Source organism: Actinomadura litoris (assembly GCF_009733595.1).
GTDB lineage: Bacteria > Actinomycetota > Actinomycetes > Streptosporangiales > Streptosporangiaceae > Spirillospora > Spirillospora litoris.
In genome coordinates, this window is sequence record NZ_WOFH01000009.1 from 166,128 (window position 1) to 186,823 (window position 20,696).

At 73.7% G+C, this 20,696-nt stretch carries 18 protein-coding genes; 12 read left to right on the forward strand and 6 right to left on the reverse strand.

Annotated elements, in window-relative coordinates; all coding sequences use genetic code 11:
- Nucleotides 1–128: 128 nt before the first annotated feature.
- The 5 genes from GNZ18_RS24970 to GNZ18_RS24990 all read left to right on the forward strand — a co-directional run bounded on the left by GNZ18_RS24970 (nt 129) and on the right by GNZ18_RS24990 (nt 5,389).
- Nucleotides 129–725: a hypothetical protein gene (locus tag GNZ18_RS24970; protein WP_156218976.1), complete on the forward strand. Its 597-nt coding sequence runs from the start codon at nt 129–131 to the stop codon at nt 723–725.
- A gap of 23 nt (nt 726–748) precedes the next feature.
- On the forward strand, nt 749–1,510 hold the full coding sequence (locus GNZ18_RS24975; RefSeq protein WP_156218977.1) for a hypothetical protein: 762 nt from the start codon (nt 749–751) through the stop codon (nt 1,508–1,510).
- Nucleotides 1,511–3,211, forward strand: coding sequence for a serine/threonine-protein kinase (locus GNZ18_RS24980; RefSeq protein WP_156218978.1), 1,701 nt, complete (start codon nt 1,511–1,513; stop codon nt 3,209–3,211).
- Between the two features lie 245 nt (nt 3,212–3,456).
- A complete protein-coding gene (locus GNZ18_RS24985) occupies nt 3,457–4,947 on the forward strand; it encodes a hypothetical protein (protein WP_156218979.1) in 1,491 nt (496 codons plus the stop codon).
- A 61-nt stretch (nt 4,948–5,008) separates the two neighbouring features.
- Complete coding sequence (locus GNZ18_RS24990; protein ID WP_156218980.1) at nt 5,009–5,389, forward strand: hypothetical protein; 381 nt, start codon at nt 5,009–5,011, stop codon at nt 5,387–5,389.
- A 21-nt stretch (nt 5,390–5,410) separates the two neighbouring features.
- On the opposite strand, the gene GNZ18_RS24995 is transcribed toward GNZ18_RS24990, so the two are convergent.
- Complete coding sequence (locus GNZ18_RS24995) at nt 5,411–6,310, reverse strand: hypothetical protein (RefSeq protein WP_312874720.1); 900 nt, start codon at nt 6,308–6,310, stop codon at nt 5,411–5,413.
- A 61-nt stretch (nt 6,311–6,371) separates the two neighbouring features.
- Nucleotides 6,372–6,716, reverse strand: coding sequence for an MmcQ/YjbR family DNA-binding protein (locus GNZ18_RS25000; protein WP_156218982.1), 345 nt, complete (start codon nt 6,714–6,716; stop codon nt 6,372–6,374).
- 88 nt (nt 6,717–6,804) lie between these two features.
- Between GNZ18_RS25000 and GNZ18_RS25005 the strand changes: the two genes are divergently transcribed.
- From GNZ18_RS25005 to GNZ18_RS25030, 6 genes are all read left to right on the forward strand, one after another.
- The gene (locus GNZ18_RS25005; RefSeq protein WP_308165955.1) at nt 6,805–7,152 is read left to right on the forward strand and encodes a CU044_2847 family protein; all 348 of its coding nucleotides are present in this window, start codon (nt 6,805–6,807) and stop codon (nt 7,150–7,152) included.
- A 7-nt stretch (nt 7,153–7,159) separates the two neighbouring features.
- Complete coding sequence (locus tag GNZ18_RS25010) at nt 7,160–8,821, forward strand: VMAP-C domain-containing protein (RefSeq protein ID WP_156218983.1); 1,662 nt, start codon at nt 7,160–7,162, stop codon at nt 8,819–8,821.
- Entirely contained in the window at nt 8,822–9,787 is a 966-nt protein-coding gene (locus tag GNZ18_RS25015) for an AAA family ATPase (RefSeq protein ID WP_312874721.1), read from the forward strand.
- Complete coding sequence (locus GNZ18_RS25020) at nt 9,777–13,103, forward strand: SAV_2336 N-terminal domain-related protein (protein WP_156218984.1); 3,327 nt, start codon at nt 9,777–9,779, stop codon at nt 13,101–13,103. The genes GNZ18_RS25015 and GNZ18_RS25020 overlap by 11 nt, the downstream gene beginning before the upstream one ends.
- Before the next feature lie 43 nt (nt 13,104–13,146).
- Nucleotides 13,147–13,719 (forward strand): TetR/AcrR family transcriptional regulator, encoded by a 573-nt coding sequence (locus GNZ18_RS25025; protein ID WP_156218985.1) that lies wholly within the window; start codon nt 13,147–13,149, stop codon nt 13,717–13,719.
- Between the two features lie 80 nt (nt 13,720–13,799).
- Nucleotides 13,800–14,993 carry a Cmx/CmrA family chloramphenicol efflux MFS transporter gene (locus GNZ18_RS25030; RefSeq protein ID WP_156218986.1) on the forward strand — a complete coding sequence of 398 codons (1,194 nt, stop codon included), beginning with the start codon at nt 13,800–13,802 and terminating at the stop codon, nt 14,991–14,993.
- A gap of 70 nt (nt 14,994–15,063) precedes the next feature.
- Here the strand turns inward: GNZ18_RS25030 and GNZ18_RS25035 are convergent, their stop codons facing one another.
- From GNZ18_RS25035 to rraA, 3 genes are all read right to left on the reverse strand, one after another.
- Nucleotides 15,064–16,278 (reverse strand): hypothetical protein, encoded by a 1,215-nt coding sequence (locus tag GNZ18_RS25035; RefSeq protein WP_156218987.1) that lies wholly within the window; start codon nt 16,276–16,278, stop codon nt 15,064–15,066.
- 204 nt (nt 16,279–16,482) lie between these two features.
- The gene (locus tag GNZ18_RS25040; protein WP_156218988.1) at nt 16,483–18,555 is read right to left on the reverse strand and encodes a M6 family metalloprotease domain-containing protein; all 2,073 of its coding nucleotides are present in this window, start codon (nt 18,553–18,555) and stop codon (nt 16,483–16,485) included.
- Nucleotides 18,556–18,702: 147 nt separating this feature from the next.
- The gene (gene rraA / locus GNZ18_RS25045; RefSeq protein WP_156218989.1) at nt 18,703–19,182 is read right to left on the reverse strand and encodes a ribonuclease E activity regulator RraA; all 480 of its coding nucleotides are present in this window, start codon (nt 19,180–19,182) and stop codon (nt 18,703–18,705) included.
- Between the two features lie 116 nt (nt 19,183–19,298).
- Between rraA and GNZ18_RS25050 the strand changes: the two genes are divergently transcribed.
- The gene (locus tag GNZ18_RS25050; protein WP_156218990.1) at nt 19,299–20,204 is read left to right on the forward strand and encodes a protein kinase family protein; all 906 of its coding nucleotides are present in this window, start codon (nt 19,299–19,301) and stop codon (nt 20,202–20,204) included.
- A gap of 3 nt (nt 20,205–20,207) precedes the next feature.
- On the opposite strand, the gene GNZ18_RS25055 is transcribed toward GNZ18_RS25050, so the two are convergent.
- Complete coding sequence (locus tag GNZ18_RS25055; protein WP_156218991.1) at nt 20,208–20,663, reverse strand: Lrp/AsnC family transcriptional regulator; 456 nt, start codon at nt 20,661–20,663, stop codon at nt 20,208–20,210.
- Between the last annotated feature and the right edge of the window lie 33 nt (nt 20,664–20,696).

The window sequence follows — 20,696 nt, forward strand, 5'->3', positions numbered from 1 at the left end:
CCGCCAGCGTGCAACCTCAAGCGGGGTCGAGGTCAATCCGGGCGCAACGAATCCCTTTTCCCGCCCGACCTGTCTCTGTAAGCTACGCGCGTACTCGACCCGCTGTCGGCCGACGCCCAGGGAAGACGATGCGCGCCCGGACGGTACGTCCCTCCCCACGGAGGCTCCGCCGCGCCGCCCCGCTGCTGGCGACGCTGCTGCCGGTCACGCTGCCCCTCGCCGGCTGCGGCACGTCCCATCCCTCGTCCGGCGCCCTGCGCCCCGAGGGCTCGGTCAGCACCGGCGCCGACTCCGCCGGGCCCGGCGCCGCCGCGCCGTCCGCGCAGCCGACCGGCCGGCTCTACAAGCAGGTACTGAAGCGCTACCGCGACTACCAGGCCGTCTACAAGCGCGTCTACGAGCGGAACGACGCCGCCGAACTCGCCACCGTCGCCGTGGACCCGCTCCTCGCCCAGGTCACCGCCGACGTCGAGAAGACCAAGGCCAAGGGCGAGATCTGGCGCTTCGCCAACACCCACAACCCGCGCGTGTACGCCCGCTCCACCGACGGCACCAAGGTCTACGTCATCGACTGCGTGCACACCCTCAGCGGCTACCGCTTCTCCGCCAGAACGGGCGAACGCCTGAGCGGCGGACCCGGCGGATCCCGCCTCTACCGGTCCACCGTCCAGTACGACTCCGGCACCTGGAAGGTCGCCGACATCGTCCAGGACCGCCCATGCTGACGGCCCTCAGCAAAGGACACAGGATGTCTCCCCACTCCCCCGCACGCCGCCGTGCCCTCACCACGGCCCTCACCACGGCGGCCGTGACCGTCCCCCTCCTCACCGCCCTCCCCGCCGACGCGGCCCCCTGCACCGCGGGCGGCGGCAAGCCGGGCAAGGTGACCTGCAACTACACCCACTCGGGCGGCGGCTCGTCCGGTGGCGGAGGAGGCGGAGGTTCAGCCGGTGGCGGAGGCGGCGGCCCCGTGGCCCCGCCCGACCCCGACGGCCTCACCCCCGACCAGGGCGTCGGATACGTCCCCGTGGACGACGGCGCCGCGCCCCCGGCCGCCGCGCCGCCCACCACCCAGGAACTTCTGGAGTCGGCTATGGCCTCGGCCAACCTGACCATCCCCAAGGTGCACATCGCACCGACCGGGAAGACCTACGTCCGCCTCCGGACCGCGCTGTGGATCGACGGCGTGCAGGATGTGAGGACCGAGCCGATCGGGGCGCCCCGGCTCCAAGCGACAGCGACCGCCGACCGCGTCGAGTGGAACGTGGGCGAGAAGACGTTCGAGTGCGACGGGACGAAGGGCCAGCGGTGCCACTACACCTACCGGCGGTCCTCGACCGGGCAGCCGGGCGGCTCCTACCAGATCACGGCGACGATCAAGTGGCACGTCACCTGGCGGTGCGAGCTGGCCGGATGCACGCCCCCGAGCGGCGACCTGGGCGAGCGGACGACGACGTCGCTGCCCGTCCCGCTGACCGTGAGCGAGATCCAGACCAACACGGGCCAGTAGATGCCGCGTAGCTGGAGCCTTCCCGGGTTCGTCGAGCTCGGGGAGCTGGGGGCGGGGGCGCAGGGCGAGGTCGTGCTGGCGCGCCACCAGTCCGGCGGCTTACCCGTCGCGATCAAGTATCTGGCCCCCGCTCTGCTGACCGACGCCGCCGCGCGCGCCACCTTTCGCGGCGAGGCCGAGTTGCTGAAGCGGGTGGTCGACCCGCATGTCGCCCGACTCCTGCACTATCAGGAGTCGCCGTGGGGCGCGGCGATCGTCCTGGAGGCCGTACGCGGCCGCTCGCTGCGCCGCGTCCTCGACACCCGTGCGGAGCCGCTCACGCCCGAGGCGGCGCTGACGACGCTCAAAGGGTCGCTGCTCGGCCTGGCCGCCGCGCACGCGGCCGGGGTCGTGCACCGGGACTACAAGCCCGCGAACGTCCTCGTCCAGGACGACGGGCTGAGCAAGCTCATCGACTTCGGCGTCGCGGTGCTCGCCGGACAGGGCGGCGTGGGCGGCACGCCCACGTACATGGCGCCCGAGCAGTGGGCGGGCGCCGCCGCGTCCCCCGCCACCGACCTCTACGCCGCCACCTGCGTGTTCGTGGAGTGCGTCAGCGGCGCCCGGCCGTTTGAGGCCCCGACCCTGGAGGGGCTGCGGGCGGCGCACTCCGGGGCGCCGATCCCGCTGGAGCGGGTGCCCGAGCCGCTGCGTCCGCTCGTCCGGCGCGGCATGGCCAAGAACCCGGCGGACCGGTTCTGGAGCGCGCACGCGTTCCTCGGCGAACTGGAGACCGCCGCCATCGGCGCCTACGGGCCCGACTGGGAGCGGCGCGGCGCCCTCGCCCTCGCCGCTCTGGCCGCGGCGGTCGCGACGGCCGCGCCGCTGGCGATGCTCGGCGGCGCGCTCGTCGGCCCCGGCTCTGCGGTCACCGACCTCGCCGCCAAGGCGGGCGGATCTGTCGCGAAAGGCGTCCTCGGCAAGCTCGGCGGCACCAAGGGCGTCACCGCCGCGAGCATCGGCGGCGTGGGCGCGGCCGTGGTCGTCGGCTGGTTGCTCTGGCCCACGGGCCCGCAGGTCGGTGGGCAGAGCCAGGGTGAGATCCACGCGTCCTTCACCCGCCCCGGAGTCCTGCTCAGGCAGCCGAACATGCCGGCTTCGGAGACCCCCTCGATGGATCTGAAGCTGTCGGTGGCCCCGGCCCGCGTCAAACCTGGGACGGACGTGCGCCTCGTGATCGAGTTCAGGGCGCGCACCCCGAACTTCGTGGAGTACGCGCCCGGAGGGCGGCGCCGTTGCCTCGGCGAACACAGTCCGTCGACGGACCACTCCAACAGCCCCTACAGTTTCGACCTCGGCGCCTCCGGGAGGGATCTGGGGATGAAGGGCGGGACGATCTTCGCGTTCTACCCCGCTCCGCCGGCGAAGTTCAAGGAGCTTCCGAGCGGCAGGAAGGCCGTGGTACTTCCCTCGACGTCCAAGACCACGGGAGTAGCGGAGCCCTGGATCCAGGCTGAATGCGCCTACCGGAGCCGGTGGACCGAGACGCGTACGCTCGTCCTGCCGGGGGCAGAGCTTCTGGAGCCGGGAAAGTATCTCGTCAGCCCGTCGGTCCCGCCGCGGTTCTGGAGGACGACGCGGAACGGCGTCGAGTTCCCGCCAGAAGAAGCGGGGGCGGTGGCGCGGGGGGCGTTGCCGGTGATCGAGGTTCTGCGGGGTTGAGGGGTGGGGGTGAGCGAGGCCGGGGCACGGGGGGCGCTGCTATGATCGCCGCCATCGCGTGGGCGGACGCGGTGACAACCCTTTGACGCGAACCGGGCGGACGGGCGGCCCGCGCCTCCCCGGTTCACCGCGCCGTCGCCGCAGCCGACGACCGCCGAGGTAGCCGACAACCGCATAGGAGGCCGACCGCCCGCGGTGGCTTCCGGTTCAGCATCCGTCAGCCGCACGTCCACAGTTAGGGTCCCGTGTCGCCAACCCCTCCGAAGGCCAGGTGGCCGAAGGTCGCGCCCGTCCGGGCGGCCGTCGGGGGCAACCGGCTGTTCTCGGGGCTGCTCCTCGCGGGCGTGCTGCTCCGGGTGGTCGCGATGCTCGGGTATCCGCCGACGCTGTGGTTCAACGACAGCTACGACTACGTGCGGATCGCGAACGCGCCGTTCCCGCACCCGCTGCGGTCGGAGGGGTACGGGCTCGCGCTGTGGCTGCTGCGGCCCTTCCACAGCCTGTACCTGGTGACGGGGTTGCAGCACGCGGCGGTCGTGGTGATGGCGGTGTTCGGGTACCGGGCGCTCGTCCGCGACTTCCGGTTGCGGCGGCATTGGGCGGCGCTGGCGCTCGCGCCGGTGCTGCTGGACGGCTACCAGATCGAGCTTGAGCACCTGCTGCTGTCGGACACGCTGTTCACCGTGCTGGTGTTCGGGGCGGTGCTGCTGCTGGCGCGGCCGGGCACGACCGGGTGGCGGCGGGCGGCGCTCGCGGGGACGCTGCTCGGGGCGGCGGCGGTCACCCGGACGGTCGGGCTGCCGCTGATCGCGATCGCGCTGCTGTACCTGCTCGTCCGGCGGACGCGGTGGCCGGTGCACGCGGCGCTCGCGGTGACGTTCGCGCTGCCGCTCTGCGGCTACGCGGCCTGGTTCCACCACGACCACGGACGGTTCGCGCTGACCGGCACGGACGGCGTCTTCCTCTGGGGCCGGACCTCCGCGTTCGCCGACTGCGACACGTTCCGGCCGCCGCCCGACCTGGCCTCGCTGTGCCCCTACGGGGCGCCGGGCGACCGGCCCGCCTCGTCCCACCAGGTGTGGGAGGCGAACTCGCCGACGGGCTGGCGGGACGGCCACCCGTTCGAACCGGAGGTCAACGCGCGGGCCCAGCGGTTCGCGGTGTGGGCGATCAGGAACCAGCCGCTGGACTACGCGCGGGTCGTGACCTACGACTTCTTCGGCCGGACGTTCACCTGGCACCGCAGCCCGTATCCGCAGCCGGGCACCGAGAACAAGTACCGCTTCCCCGTCCGGCCCGACCGGATGCGCCCGCTGCCGGTGATCGGCGGCGGGGACCGGCTGTCGGTGGTGGCGGACTACGAGCACGGGTCCGGGCGGACGCGGGTCGTGAGCCCGTTCGCCGACATCATCCGGGGCTACCAGTTGGTGGTGCACGTGCGCGGCCTGATGCTCGGCGTGATGCTGCTGGCGGGCCTCGCCGGGATGGCGCTGCGGCGGGCGCGGCGCGGCGCCGGGCTGCTGTGGCTGACGGGGACGGCGCTGCTCGCCGTCCCGCCGCTCACCGCCGACTTCGACTACCGGTACCTGATGCCCGCGCTGCCGTTCGTGTGCCTCGCCGCCGCGACCGCGTGGGCGCGGCCGCGGCCGGACGCGCCGCCCGCCCCGGAGCCGGACGGGTCGGCGGGGACGGCCCCCGCCGAGCGGGAGGCCGAGGTCCAGCCCGCCGGGGCCTAGCCGAGGATCCGGGTACCGGTGCGGATGTCCGCGTGGGCGGGGCCGCTGTCATGATGAACGTGTGCGCCGACGTATGGGCATCGCGGTCGTCCTGCTCCTCATCGCGGGATGCGGCCTCATGCCGTCCCCCGAACGGCAGGCGACCGACCAGGCGCGTGAGAACGCGCGCGCCGCGGCCGCGCGGGTGGCGGGCCGCCCCCCGGCGGACGCGGGGCGCCTCGCGGCGGGGGTCCGGGGCGTCCAGGTGCTGCGGGAGACGCCCGTCGCGGGCGGGACGCGGCTGGTCATCCGGACGTCCGGCCGGGCCCACGAGGACGCCTGGAGCACCGAGCACATCACGATGCGGCGCTGCTACGCGCTGACGGTCGCCCCGTCGGCCGGTCCGCCGAGGCCGCACCGGGTGGACTGCCCGCGCGGGGCGCCGCTGACGTTCAGCTCCTAGATCGTTGATGGGGGTTTGTGGTTAGTGGTCGTAGGCGGTCAGTGATCGTTTGATCGGGGCGTCGGTCAGCCAGTTGTGCCAGATCGCGGCGTTGAGGGCGCAGATGCGCTGGCACAGGCGTGTCCACAGGCCCTGGGTGGTGCGTGCGGCGTGGCGTTCCAGCCCGAGTTGGTTCTTCAGCGTCCAGATCACTGCTTCGATGCGCTGGCGCAGCCAGCCGGGGAACACCGCGACCTGCGGTTCGGGCTCGTCTTGGCGGACGGGGCGGATCAGCACATGGCCCAGGTCGGCGGTGGCCTTCTCCACCCCGGCACCGGCGAACCCTTTGTCGCACACGATCGGGCACGGTCCCGGCGCGGCCTGCTGGACGTGCAGCAGGTGCACCGCTTGCTGGCGTTCGTTCAGCTCTTTGGGGTTGGCCAGGCTGAAGGCGCATACCGCTCCCTCGGCGGTGGTGATCAGCATCAGCTTGGCGCCCCAGTAGAAGGCGTGGTGCGATTGGTCCATCCCGTAGCCGGCCACCTCGCCCAGCGCCGAGCGGTCCACCGTGGTGCGCGAGGCACCGCAGCGCAACGGAGTGCCGTCCATGAGCCGCAGCCGGTCCTGCCAGGACGGGATTCGGCGCACCAGCCACATCGCGGCGGCGAACAGGGCCGGGGCTGCATCCCGCAGGTGCCGGTTGTACTGCGACTGGCCGGGCAGCCGTGGGAACAGGTGCCCGATCCTGCCGGGCGCCCGCCGCAGCCACAGGCGCTCGGAGTCGGCCCCGAGCAGGACCTGGGCGACAGCGACACAGACCAGCTCAGCGTCGTTGAGCACCCGGTCGGGACCACGCCTGCGGGGACGACCGGCCGAAGGCACGACATGGTCGTCCAGATGGACGTACAGTGCGGTCAGAAGGGCGTCCAGGTTTGTCTTCACACACCGATCATGGGCGCCCTTCACCATGCCCGCAGCGCTTCAGCAAACCCCCATCAACGATCTAGGGGGAGCCGAGGCGCGCGGCGGCGACCTTCTTCGGGACGACCATGCGCCACGCTTCGGTGACGAGCTCGTACATCTCCTCCTCGTCGAGCGCGGACGTCCACGCGTGCACCCAGTTGAAGCGCAGCGACGACTCCTCGGGCAGGTGGAACCTGTCAGGCTCGGAGGCGATGAGCGCGTCGCGCTCCTCCTTCGGGAACGCGAAGCCCATCACGGTCTCGTCCCGGGAGAAGGCCACGTAGACGATGGAGCCGACGCGGAACTTCACCCGGTCCCGGATCAGGTGCTCCGACGTGCGGGGCAGCGTCAGCGCGAGCCGCCGGACATCGTCGACCGTGATCATCGTGACCTCCTGTGGCCGTGGTTCACCGACGCACCGTATCCGCTGCGGCTGATCTTGTTACATTGGCCACCGGACGGAGAGGGTGGGCGTGAGCGAACTGGTGCGCTGGCGGACCGAGCACGGCGTCGTCGTCGTCGAGAGCGACCCGGACGAGCCCGGGTTCGATCCGGTGTCGGTGGGCGCCGGGGTGATCCATGACGCCAGGGAGCGGTTCGAGGACGCGCTGCGGAGCGTCCGGGACGCGGCGGAGTCGGCGCTCGCGACCCTGCGCGGCGGCGACCTGCGGCCGGACGCCCTGGAGCTGGAGTTCGGCGTGAAGCTCAACGCCGCGGCCGGGGCCGTCATCGCCAAGACCTCGGTCGAGGGGCAGCTCAAGGTCAAGATGACCTGGGGCGATCCGGCGGCGCCGGGGGCCGGGGCCGCGGAGGAGGGCTAGCCCCGTCGTGGACGGCTTGGAGTGGCGCGGGTGGGTCGGCCGGCCGGAGGGCGGCAGGCTCGGCGCCGCGTTCCTGATCTCCCCGACCCGGCTGCTGACCTGCGCGCACAGCGTCCGGGGCCTGGCGGAGGCGCGGGTCGGGTTCTCCGGGGCGGCGGGCGCGGGCGAACGCGCCAAGGTGATCGCGTGCGGGGACTGGAACGCGCCCGGCGACCTCGGCGACGTCGCGGTGCTGGAACTGGAGGCGCCCGTCCAGCGCCGTCCCGCGCGGCTGGCCGCGCCGGACGACCTGCGCGGGGCGTCCAGGCGGGAGTTCGGCGTCTGGGGGTTCCCGGCGCGGCCCGACGGCGGCGAGCGGCACGCGACCGTGACGACCCGCGCGCAGCGCAGCATGCGGGACGAGTGGTGGGAGCTGAAGCCCGGCCCCGGCGACTGGCTGGAGCGCGGATACAGCGGGTCGGCGGTCTACGACCTCGACACCCACGAGGTCATCGGGATGGTGACCAACGCCGAGATCCGCGACGGCCGCGCCGCGCTCGGCTGGATGCTGCCGGTCACCCGGATCCGGCACTACTTCGAGGAGCTGGACGACCTCCTGCCGCTGACCTGGCTCACCCCCGAGGCGCGCCGCGACCTGCGCGGGCTGCTGGAGGGCGTCCGGTTCACCGACCCGCTCGCCGCCGACCTCGCGCGGGTCGTGGGCCGTCCGCCGCTGGAGGGGTTCCGGTCGGCGTGGGGCGCGGTGCGGCACGTCGCCGAGGGCTGGTCGGCCGAGCACCTCGCCCGTTACCTGGCGGCGCTCGGCCCGCGCCTGCCCGAGGACCGCGGGCGGCGGCTGGCGTCCTGGTCGGGGCGGCACCTGGGCGCCGCGCCGCCGCGGCCGGGCGACGAGCCGGCGTCGGTGATCGTCCGGCTGGAGCGGCTGACGCACGGCGACGCGTTCGACCTCACCCTGCACACCTGGGCGGACGGACGGGAGGGCCCGTCCCTCCCGACCGAGCGCGTCACGAAGGACCGGGTGCGCGGCGCCGTGGAGAAGGGCGTCGCCGACCTCGCGCCCACCCTGTTCGGACGCGACTGGATGATCGAGTTCGCCGTCCCCGAGACCTGGCTCGGCCGGCCGTTCGAGGAGTGGTACGTCGACCGCGACCACGGCATCCAGATGCGCAAGTACCCGGTCGTCGTCCGGGACGTGGAGCGCCTGCGCCCCCGCTCGTTCCGGCTCGACCAGGCCCACCGGCGCTGGCGGCTGCTCACCGAGCGGGGCCGCAGCGAGCCCCGCCCGATCCACTGCGACGCGCCGCGCAAGGGCAGGGCCTTCCAGGACCTGCTGGAGGCCAACACCGACTACTGCGTGCTCGTCTACGGGTCGCGGCCGGTCAAGTCGTGGCTGACCGCCGCGCTCAACAACGGCGTCCCCGTCATGCTGTGGACGCGGACGCCCTGCGACGCCGCCACGCACGAGGACTGCCGGGGCCACCGCGTCCTGGACGAGCTGACCGCCGCGGTCGAGCACGCGCACCCCGGCGACCTGCCGCGCCTCGCGCTGACGCTCCGCAAGAAGGCGCTCACCGCGCCCCGGGACAGCCCGCACTGCGGCCGCGACCTCACCCTGCTGTGGGACGACCCGTCCCGCTTCCCCGACCCCCCGCTCGCGATGGAGGACTAGGTGCCCGACTGGCTGCTCTACACCGGGAGCCGTCACCCCCACGACGCCGTCGAGCGGCTGCCGCCGCCCCCGCCGTGGCGGGCGTTCGACGGCGGGCCCGTGCTGCCGCCGCCGTCCGGGCCGTCGGGGAACGCGCACCAGGCGCGGACGTACCGGCCGTCCGACGACGCCGTCCAGCAGGTCAACGCCGCGCTGTACCTGCGCCGCCCGCTGCTGGTGACCGGCCCGCCCGGCACCGGCAAGTCGACCCTCGCCTACGCGGTCGCCCACGAGCTGGGGCTCGGGCCCGTCCTGCACTGGCCCATCACCAGCCGGACGACCCTCCGCGACGGCCTCTACCAGTACGACCCGCTGACCCGGCTGTACGCGGCGGGCCGCGACGACGCACCCGCGGACGAGGACATCGGCCGCTACATCCGGCTGGGCCCCCTCGGCACCGCCCTGCTCCCCTACGCGCGGCCCCGCGTCCTGCTCGTCGACGAGATCGACAAGAGCGACATCGACCTGCCCAACGACCTGCTGACGATCTTCGAGAAGGGCGAGTACGAGATCCCGGAGCTGACGCGCCGCGCCGACCCGTCCGCCGAGGTGATGACGGCCGACGGGCCGCGCGTCGCGGTCACCGGCGGGACGGTCCGCTGCCGCGCGTTCCCGCTGGTCGTGCTGACCAGCAACGGCGAGCGCGAGTTCCCCCCGGCGTTCCTGCGCCGCTGCGTCAGCGTGGAGCTGCGGCAGCCCTCGGGGGAGGCGGAGCTGGCGGCGATCGTCCGCGAGCACCTCGGCGCGCTCGCCGACGACAGCGACGACCTCGTCCGCCGGTTCTTCGAGCGCTCCTCGGCGGGGACGCTCGCCACCGACCAGCTCCTCAACGCCGTCTACCTGTGCCGCCACGCCGGCGCCGCCGACCGCCGCGCCCTCGCCGACCGCGTCATGCCCTACCTGACGGGCCCGGCGGATGACGAGTGACCTCGACCGGTTCCGGGACGTGCTGGCGGCGGTGGGTCCGGCGCCGGACGCGCGGGAGCTGAGCGAGATCCTGTGGCTCGCCTGCCACGTCCCGGTACCGGACGAGACACCGAAGCCCGCGTCGCCGGTGCCGTCCGAGCCTCCCGCCGAACCCGTCGAGGACCGGCCCGCGTCCCCGCCGCCCGTGCCGGACGTCCCGTCGCCGCTCACCGCGCTGCATCCGCGTCCGGTCGCCGGGACCGGGCCCGGGGGCACGGCGGCCGCGGAGGTCCTCGTCCCGACGGCGCCGATGCTCGCGGACCCTCGGGGTGTGCAGCGCGCGCTGCGGCCGCTGAAGCGGCGCGTCCCGTCCCGGCACCGGCTCGAACTGGACGAGGAGGCGACCGCCGCCCGCGTCGCCGACACCGGCCGCTGGACGCCCGTCCTCGCGCCCGCGCCCGAACGCTGGCTGACGCTGGGCCTCGTCGTGGACGGCGGCCCCTCGATGCGGCTCTGGCGCCCCCTCGCCCGCGAACTCACCGAGGTCCTCGTCCGCCAGGGCTCCTTCCAGGACGTGCACGTCAACCACCTCGACACCGCCGGCCGCGTCTCCTCGGCCCCCGGCGCCCCCCGCCGCGACCCCGGCACGCTCGTGGACCCGTCGGGCCGCCGCGCCGTCCTCGTCCTCAGCGACTGCTCGGGCCCGCACTGGTGGGACGGACGGGCCGCGCGCGCCGTCCGCCGCTGGGCCCAGGCCGGGCCGACCGCGGTCCTCCAGCCGCTGCCCGAGCGCCTGTGGCGGCGCACCGCCGCGCCCGTGACGCCGGGCCTCGCCGTCCTGCCGCGGCCCGGCGCGCCCAACACCGACCTGCTGTTCACCCCCTACGACGGCGCCACCGCTCCGGGCGTCCCCGTCCCGGTACTGGAGATCGCGCCGCACTGGTTCGCCGCCTGGGCCCGCCTGGTCTCCGGCGCGGGCCCGCAGCCCGCCGCCGTCGCGACGCTGCCGGCCCGGCCGCCCGGCGGCGCGCCGGTCCGGCGCGAGCGCGACCTGCCGGTGGAGGAACGCGTCCGGCGCTTCCTGGCCGCCGCGTCCCCGGCGGCCGCCGAACTCGCCGCGCACGTCGCCGTGTCCGTCCCGTCCCTGCCGGTGATGCGGCTGATCCAGCACCGCGTCCTCGGCGGCCCGGGCCCCGGGCAACTGGCGGAGGTTCTGCTCAGCGGACTGCTGCGGCCGATGGGAGGCGTCCACTACGAGTTCGTCCCCGGCGCACGCGAGGCGCTGCTCGACACGCTGCCGCGCCCCGAGGCGCTGCACACCCGCGACGTCCTCGAAGCGGTCTCGGCCGAGATCGAGCGCCTGGCCGGCACGTCCGCCGAGACGTTCCGCGCCCTCCTCCCCCGCGACGGCGGCCCGGTCGTGCTCACCGCCGGCACCGACCACTTCGCCCTGGTCACCCCGCGGACCCGCGCCGTCCTGACCCAGGACGAGCCGGCCCCCCGGAGCCCCGCGCTCTTCGGCCACGACTTCGACCCGCTCGCCGCGTCCGCGCGGATGCCCCACGGCCTCGTCGTCGGCGAGACCGAGGCGCGGCAGCGGGTGGTGCGCGAGATCGTCACCGAACTCGCGGCCCACCACTCCCCCGCCGGCCTCGACATGATCTTCGCGGGGTTCGGCGAACATCCCCTCGGCGGGGCCATCGGCCTCCCGCACCACACGCACGACTACGAGGAACTCCTCGGCCGTCCCGCCCTGCTCGACGAGTTCCTCGACTTCCTTGCGGAGGAGATGACAGCGCGCGACCTCGGCCGCTTGTCCGGGCGCCTCCTGGTGGTCGCCGACATCTCGCTGACCTTCCCCTCCAGCAGGCGGGACGCGGCCGAGGCGCTCCTCTCCCTCGCCCAGCGGGGCGAGCCGCTCGGCGTCCACCTGCTGCTGTCGTCCACGACGGTCGAGCGGACCACGATCTGGCGCCGCTTCCTCCCCCTCCTGAAATGGCGCGTCGCGGCCACCCGCCTCCCACCGGCGGAACTCCAACAGGTCATGGGCCGCGCCACCCTCCGGTTCCCGACCGAGGACACCGCCTACCTCCTCACCCCCGGCTCCCCTCCACGCCCCTTCGAGGTCCAGGGCATCCCCACCCGGATCCTGCGGCCGCCTCAGTTCGATCAGCCCACCTACCAGGGCGTACCGCCGCCGTTCAGGTCGGCGCTGAGGTCCATCGAGACGAGGCTCAGGGCGCGCGAGGGCCGGCTGTCGAGCCCGCCGCACGCGATCTTCGAGGGCCCCTTCGCGCCGGACCGCGAGGCGGCGGCGACGGCCTACGGAAGGATGCTCGCCCGCCTCGGCGTGACATCCGCCGACAGGGTGATGCTGACATCGTGGACGGTTCTCAAGGGGTGGCTGAGCGGCGCTCCGGCCAATGCTCCGTCCCGCTGGCCGGGCACGATGCTGATCAGCGACGCGGACCTGATGCCGTCGGCCGCCGACTCCTCCTCCGTCGACGCGCTGGCGGCGCAAATGGACGAGAACGAGGGCCTCGTGGTCGTGCTGTGCGGAGAACGGGGGTTGCTACGGGCGCTGTCGGAGCGCCATCCCCGGTTCACAAGTCGCTTCGCGGGCATCACCGCCGAGAGGACGTTCGCCCTGGCCCCGGGAGCCCCCGCCGATCTCACCGAGGTGCCGCAGGTCAGCGGGCGGCGCCTGCCGCTCGGAATCGAGCACGGAGACGCGGACGAGCCGGTGGTGCTCGACCTGGACGTCCACCCGCATCTGCTGGTCACCGGGCCGCCCGGCACCGGCGCGGCGGACGTGATGCGGCTGGTTCTCGGTGAGCTGCTGAAGCGACTCCCGGCGGATGACAAACCGGTGTACTTCATCGACCGGGTGGCCGGTCCGGGCGTTCCCCCCGACGTATCCGAACGGTACCTTCGCTACGCCCGGACCCAGAGCGAGGTGGCCGCGCTACTGGACGAGGTCGGGACAAGGGTGCGCGGCGGCGGCCCGTCGCGCAACGCCGAGACCTATCTGGTGATCGAGGGCCTCTTGGAACGGGGTCACGAAGATCTCACACGTGCCGTCATGCCGCTGCTGGAGAGCAGTCACCAGACGGGCTTCCACCTCGTGATGTCGCATCCGCAGACGGTGCGGGCGGATCCCGGACCGCTGCTGAGCAAGCTCCGCGAACTCGCGGCCCCGGCGGTCATCACCGGACCCTGCACCGGCCCGGAGGCGGAGACCTGGGCGGTCACGCCCCCCTCGGAGCCGCTGCCCCGGGGGTGGGTGGTGGTGGCGCGGCCGGGCGACCGGCCCAAGATCGTCCAGTTGGTGACCTGACGAGTTTTGTACTGATCGGTTTTTTATTGTTACGGTGGGGCGCATGGCCAGGCCGCGGAGGTTCGAGGAGGGGCGGGCCGTCGACGCCGCGATGCGGGCGTTCTGGACGGCCGGGTACGAGGGGACGTCCACGCGCGACCTGTGCGAGGCGACGGGCCTCGGGCGCAGCAGCGTCTACAACACCTTCAGCAGCAAGCACGACCTGTTCATGAGGGCGCTGGCCCACTACATGGACGAGCGGACGGGCAGGCTCCTCGACCTGCTGGAGGGCGACGGTTCCCCGAAGGAGAAACTGCGGACGCTGCTGCTGCAAACGGCCGACCTTGAGACCGGTGACCCGGTCGGATGCCTGGTCGTGAACACGATGGTGGAGATGGTGCAGCGCGATCCGGAGATCGCCGCGATGGTCGAGCGGGACCAGCGGCGCCGGGTGGAGGCGCTGCGGGCGGCGATCGAGGCCGGGATGCGGGCCGGGGAGATCGACGCGGCCCGGGACCCGGCGGCGCTCACGCACTACATCGTCGCGATCGTCAGCGGGATGCGGGTCGCCGCCAGCGGCGGCGCGGACCACGAGACCCTCGTCTCGATCGCGGAGACCGCGATGACCGCGCTCTGAGGAGAACGAAGGCGGCACCGGCCGCCTTTTTTCACGTCCGAATTTTGAACTGAACGATCTAAAACAGGAGGTGGGACCGGATGCCACGGGCCGTCTACGTGCTGGGGCTCGCGATCTTCGCGCAGGGGACCTCGGAGCTGATGCTCGCGGGGCTGCTGCCGGAGATGGCCGGGGACCTCGGCGTGTCCGTTCCGCGCGCGGGACTGCTGATCTCGGCGTTCGCGCTCGGGATGCTCGCCGGGGCGCCGGTGCTGGCGGTGCTGACGCTGCGCTGGCCGCACCGGCGGTCGCTGCTGCTGTTCCTCGCGCTGTTCGCGGCGAGCCATGTCGCGGGCGCGCTGACGCCCGGGTACTGGGTGCTGTTCGCGACGCGGGTCGCGGGGGCGTTCGTGTACGCGGGGTTCTGGGCGGTCGCCGCGGTGGTGGCGGTCGGGCTGGTGCCGGAGGGCGCACGCGGGAAGGCGATGGGGATCGTCGCGGGCGGGCTCACGCTGGCGACCATCGTCGGGCTTCCGGCGGGGACGGTGATCGGCCAGCACCTCGGCTGGCGCGCGGCGTTCTGGACGGTCGCGGTCATGTCGGCGGCGTCGATGGCGGCGGTCGCCGTGACGGTCCCGGCGGGGCGGCCGGAGGGGCGGGCGCCGCGCCTCCGGGACGAGGTGCGGGCGCTGGCGACGCCGAGGGTGTGGCTCGCGTACGCGACGACGGCGCTGTCCACCGGGGCGCTGCTGGTCACCTTCAGCTATCTCGGCGCGCTGCTGACGCACACGACCGGCCTCGCCGAGCGGTGGGTGCCCGCCGTGCTCGCCGTGTACGGGGTGGGCGCGCTGATCGGCATCACCCTCGGCGGACGGACGGCCGACACCCGCGCCGTCCCGACCCTGTACGTGGGGATCGGCAGCCTCGCCGCCGTGTCCGCCCTGCTCGCGCTGACGATGGGGTCGCCGGTGCCGGTGATCGGGCTGGTGTTCCTGCTGGGCGCGTTCGGGTTCGCGACGAACCCGACGCTGAACACGCGGGTGTTCACGCTGGCCGCCGGCGCCCCGACGCTCGCGGCGGCGGTGAACGTGTCGTCGTTCAACGTCGGCATCACCGCGGGGCCCTGGCTCGGCGGCCTGGCCCTGGACGCGGGCGCCGGGTACGAGGCGACGGCCTGGATCGGCGTCGCCCTCGCCGTCGCCGCGCTCGGCGCGGTCGCCCTGGGGCGGGCGCTCGAACGCCGTCCCGCCGGTGAGCGGGAGAAGGGGGCCGAACTCCCCGCGATGAACGTCTGAGCAAGCGCGGAAGGCCGGTACGCGGAAACCGCGTACCGGCCTTTCCCATGCCGCCTTCTCGCCGAGGCCGTCAGTGGCAGGGCCGCGCCGTCAGGCCCCACAGCGCGCGTCTGCCCGGATGCTCGGCGACCGTCCAGATGCGGTGCTGGCCCCGGTAGCAGGTGAGGGCCTCCGGGCCGTGGGAGATGGTGCGGTGCGTCACGCGGCCCCAGCCGGACCCGTCGCGGCGCGTGCTGAGGAGCAGCCCGCGCTGCTCCCCCCGGTTCTGGGTGAACCACCAGTGGCCGTGCGTCCTGAGCGCGCCCTGGATCCGGTCGGCGGGCAGGGTACCGGCCCAGTCGGGGCGGACGCGGTCGCCGTCGCCGGTCAGCCCGCGCAGCGGCCAGGTGACCACCCGGCCCCGCGGGGCGGACGGGCGGCAGTACTCCCCCGCGATCAGCACCGGGCGCGCGGCCGTCCGGTCGAGGGAGAGCCAGGACGTCCGCATCGGGCCCGTGCCCCGGCACCTCGGCCCGGCGCTGCCCCCGGTGTAGCGCCAGCTCCCCACCTGCGCCATGACGTAGCGGAAGCCGTGGCCGTGGTACCTGCCGCCGTGCAGCCCGACCATGTCGTCGTGCTCGGTCGAGCCCGCCGCGCTCCTGGCCAGGTCGAAGATCTGCCTCATGTCGAACACGCGGAGCCCGTGCCGGGTGTCGGCGACGTACAGCTCGTCGCCGTACCAGGCGATGCCGCCGGCGTGGACGTCGATGTCGCGGTAGGTGACGCGGCCGTCCGCCAGGGCGGGCTCCACGAGCAGGACGTGCCGGTAGGTGCGCCGGTCGGGGTTGACGAAGGTGACCCGGGTGCTGCCCTGGTCGTGCCAGGACACCAGCAGCGGCCGGCCGCCGCCGCGCCACCGCTCGCCGCGCACCGCGTCGGAGACGCTCGTGACGCCCTGCGGCACCCACACGCCGGTCGTGGCGTCCTGGTGGTCCCAGCAGTACACGCGGGAGCCGGACGGGACGCCCGCCGCCCCGCCGCAGCCGCTCCCGAGCCTCCGCTGGCCGGAGGAGTTGATCAGCGCGTTCACACTGCTCCGGCGGAGCGCGCCATCGAGTACGCGCAGCGGGAACCCCAGCCCGGGGCCGCGCCCGAGTTCCATGTCGCTCCGGCGGGGGGCGGCGGCGCCGTCCGCGCGCGCCGGGACCGCGGCGGCGGCGCTCGCGACCAGGGCGGCGAGGGGGACGCCCGCCACGAGGACCACGGCGGCCGGACGCCTGAGCGCCGCGCCACGGCGGCGGCCCACCACTCTACGCTGCATGATCATCACAAGCCGCAACGTATCCCAGATGGGAGCCGGGTGACGGCGGCGACATCACCCGGGGAGTGCAACTTTAGTTTCGCTGACCATTACGTCAGCCGCGCCAACCCGTCCCGTCGCCCGCACGTCCCCGGCATGCCGACGGGGCGGCCCCCGCGATAGGAGGCCGCCCCGTCAGGGATGGAGGGGTCAGGGCAGGCGACAGGTCCCCGAGTCGGTCTTGGTCGGGTCGCTCTCGGAGGTGCCCGTGAGCGTGATCTTCGCCTTGCGGTCGGCGTTCGGGCCGGGCTTGGCCCAGACCTCGACCGAGGTGGCGCCCTGCGCCGGCGCGCTGGCGAGCGCGTTCGGCAGCCACGTCGTCCAGCCGTTGCCGCTCACGGCGGCCTTGAGCCGGAACACGTCGGAACCGTAGTAGCCGGTTCCGCCCTTGCCCTTGTTGTTGAGCTGCATCGTGCACTTCTCCCAGCCGGAGCCGGCCGGGGTCGAGTCACCGGAGTCGACCTTCACGCCGCGGCGCTGCGAGCCCGCGCCGTCCAGCGAGCGGATCGCGACCGTGTACGACAGGACGCCCTTGTCGTCGCGCTTCAGGTCCAGGACGTAGAAGTGCAGCCGGTTCTCCTGGTCGACGTACTCGTACTGGCTGCCGGAGTTCGTGCCCGCGTGGTAGAGGGCGTCCGAGAGCTGGCGGTAGTCGCCGATCGTCATCTTCTGGGGCGTGCCGTCCGGGCGGACGAAGTCGACCTTGTCGATGTCCTGCGGGTTGGCGTCCTTGACCCAGATGAACGGGGCGTCGTCGCGGTTCTTGGTCTTGGACAGCAGCACGCCGGAGTCCGGGGTGAAGGAGTCGAAGCCCATCCGGTCGACGACCTCGACCGTGTAGTTGTCGTACTTGTGCTTGGCGTCGCCGTCGCACAGCGGGTCGGTCGAGGGGTTGCAGCCGGGGCTCTTGTCGCCGCCGGTGCCGAACTTCAGGTTGATGCCGGCCAGCCCGCCCTTGCCCGGCTCGACGGCGCGCGCCGTGACCTTCGCGACGACCGTCCCGTCCTGGGCGAGCGTGTCGCGGTTGAGCTGGAGCACCTTCTCCGGGTCGACGATGCCGAGCTTCAGCTTGTTGCGGAGCGTGTGCTGCGCGCCCATCGACCCGCCGCTCGTGGCCGGGATCGTCCAGCGGCTGTGCGGGCCGCCCGGGCCGTTGAAGCTGCCGCGGCTCAGCATCTCCCACGGGCCGGTGTAGGCGCGCCGCGGCGGCATGCCGTACGGGTTGTTGTAGTTGTCGCCGATGCCGAGGATGTGGCTGAACTCGTGGGCGAACACGCCCATGCCGGAGCTCTCCGCCTGCGTGGAGCTGCCGGTGACGGCGTTCGGCCAGATCGTGGAGCCCGCCTGCCAGGACGTCCACGGGACGTACCGGGTCTGCACCCAGTTCGGCAGCGCCGGGTCGCCCGAGCCCCACTCCGGCGGCACGTCCTCCTTGGTGTTGAACTTCATCTGGCCGAACTCCTGCCAGGTGGACGACTCGTCCTGCCCGGCGCTGAGGAAGAAGACGAAGTCGAACTTCTTGGCCTCCTCCTCGCCGACGTCGGCGATCCACGCGGCGCGCGCGTCCTTGCGGATGTCGCGGCGGCAGGTGTCACCGGCCGGGCAGCCCGTGCCGCCCTGCATGTCGTCCACGCCGTACTCGTGGTCCTTGGCCGGCATCTTGTAGGCGCCGAAACCGGTGAGGTCGACCCCGTACCGACCGCCGGAGTCCTCCATCCAGTACTCGTGGAGGGTGTGGCCGTTGTTCAGCTTCTGCGGCTTGTTGAGGAACTCCTCGTAGAACTTCGCGACCTTGGCGCGCGGCACGTCGCCGACGACGGTCGGGTTGCCGAAGATGGTGGAGTTCTTCGGCTGCGTCACCACGAACGGCTGGTTGGCGTAGTCGACCAGCACGACCGCGCCCTTGAAGTTCTTGATCGAGCCCTTGCGGGAGGAGTCGGACCACGAGGTGTCCGGGACCGGCTTGTAGTCGTCCCACGTCATCGTGTCCGGCAGTTCGTAGTTCTGCGGGTCGATGGGGCGCGGGTCCCCCTTCTTCGCGAACGCCCGCGTCTCCTGGCCGCGCTGCCACGGCTGCGTCTGCGGCCAGTGCCGCATCTGCCACGGGTTCGCGGTGGGCTCCGGGATCGGAGGTCTCGCCTGCGCGGCGGCCGGTGCGGCCGCGAGTCCCGCCAGCAGCGTCAACGCCGCCGCCGGAACCAACAGAGTCTTCTTGGCGCGCATGTCTCCCCTGTCTCAGTCGTTGCCTGAAGGTAAAGACAGGGCCATCCCCTGTTCAATGGCCGACTTGTACGAGCTTGCGGGGAGAGTACTGGCATGAACCGCCCAGACGGGGAGGCTCCATCCGTTTTCGGGCAGCGGACAGCGACGTCAGCGCAACTGTCGGTTCGCGACGACGACGCCGTCCTCGTCGCTGTAGAGCCAGTCGCCGGGACGGAACTCCACGCCCCCGAAGGACACCGGGACGTCCTCCTCGCCGGCCCCGTCCTTGACGCTCTTGCGCGGGTTCGAGCCGAGCGCCTTCACCCCGAGGTCGAGCGTGCGCAGCTCCGCCACGTCGCGGACGGCGCCGTTGATGAGCACCCCCGCCCAGCCGTGCGCCACGGCCGCCGCCCCGATCATGTCGCCCAGCAGCGCGGCCGCCAGCGAGCCCGCGCCGTCCACGACGAGGACGCCGCCGTTCCCCGGCGTGCTCAGCCGCCGCTTCACCAGCCCGTTGTCGTGGCGGCAGCGGACGGTCGAGACCGGCCCGGCGAAGGCGGGCCGCGCCCCGTACTGCCGGAACTGCGTCTCGCAACTGCGCAGCTCGTCGCCGAAGTCGTCGATGAGGTCGGCGGTTTTGACGTCCATCAGTGCGAGACCTGCCGTTCGGTGATCGGCGGCGGGCGGCCCCCTCCGCGCGTCCCGGAGGTTAACATCGGGCGATCAGGCCGCCGGCACCCGGCCAGTCTCCCAGGAGGGCCCCGATGCAGTCCCCCGCTCCGCCGCCCGCGTGCGAGCCGCTCCGTCCGGGCGATCCCGCGCTGGTCGGCGGCTACCGCGTGCTCGCCAGGCTCCGCGACGGCGCGGGAACGGTCTATCTGGCGACGACGCAGAGCGGGGTGCGGCTGGCGGTCCGGCGCCTCCCGGCGCGGCTCGCCGACGACGCCGGGTTCCGGAGCCGCCTCAAGGCGCGGATCACCGCCGTCCAGCGGGCCCGGAGCCCGTATCTGGCCGCCGTGTTCGACGGCCACGCCGACGAGACCGGCGCCTGGGTCGCGACCGAGCACGCGCCCGGACCCTCGCTCGCGTGGGCGGTCGCCGAGGCGGGCGCGCTGCCCGTCCCCGCCGTGCGGACGCTGGCGCGTGCCCTCGCGGAGGCGCTCCAGGCCCTCCACGACGCCGGGGCCGCGCACGGCGACCTGACCGCCTCGGCCGTGCGCCTGACCGAGGCCGGGCCGCGCCTGGACGCCTTCGGAGCGCCCGACCCCGCGGGCCCGCCGGCCGACGACGTGCCGCACCTCGGACGCGTCGCGCTCCACGCCGCCACCGGACGCGCCGTCCACGACGACGGGGCGGGCCTCGACGCCTGCCCGGACGAGCTGCGCGGCCCCCTCGCGCGGATCCTCGCCGGCGACCACCCCGAACCGCTCGCCGAACTCGGCGGGGACGCGCCCCGGCCGGGCTGGCTGCCCTCCGGCGTCGCCGCGCTCCTGCCCGCCTACCTCGCCGAGCCGCCGGGACGCGACGACGCCGCCGCGGCCGGTCCGGTCCCGGCGCCGAGATGGGGGCGCTCCACCCGGCCCGTCATGCTGCCCCCGGCCGCGCCGCCCCCGCCCGGGGTGTTCGCCGGGCCGCCCGCCACCCGCCCCGACCTGCGGCGCGGGCGCTGAGCCTCACGCGGGCGGCGCGTCGATCGGGCGTCCGATCAGCCGGGACAGCACGATCGCGGTCTTGGTCGCCGTGATGTTGTCCTCCCGGCGCAGCCGCTCCAGCGCCTGCTCCAGGTGCTGGATGTCGCGGGCCCGGACGTGCACGAGCGCGCTCGCGTCGCCGCTGACCGTGTACGCCGCGACGACCTCGGGATGGCCGCGCACGCTGGAGTAGATCTGCTCCGGCGACGTCGCGCCGGTGCAGAAGATCTCGATGAACGCCTCCGTCGTCCAGCCGAGCGCGGCCGGCTCCACGACGGCGGCGAAGCCGTTGATCACGCCGTCGGAGCGGAGCCGGTCCACGCGGCGTTTGACCGCCGGGGCCGACAGCCCCACGGCCGCGCCGATCTGCGCGTAGGAGGCGCGACCCTCCTCCAGGAGCCGCGCAACGATCCGACGGTCCAGGTCGTCAAGACGCAACAAATAACACCCCCGAAGTCGGTTTTCATCATT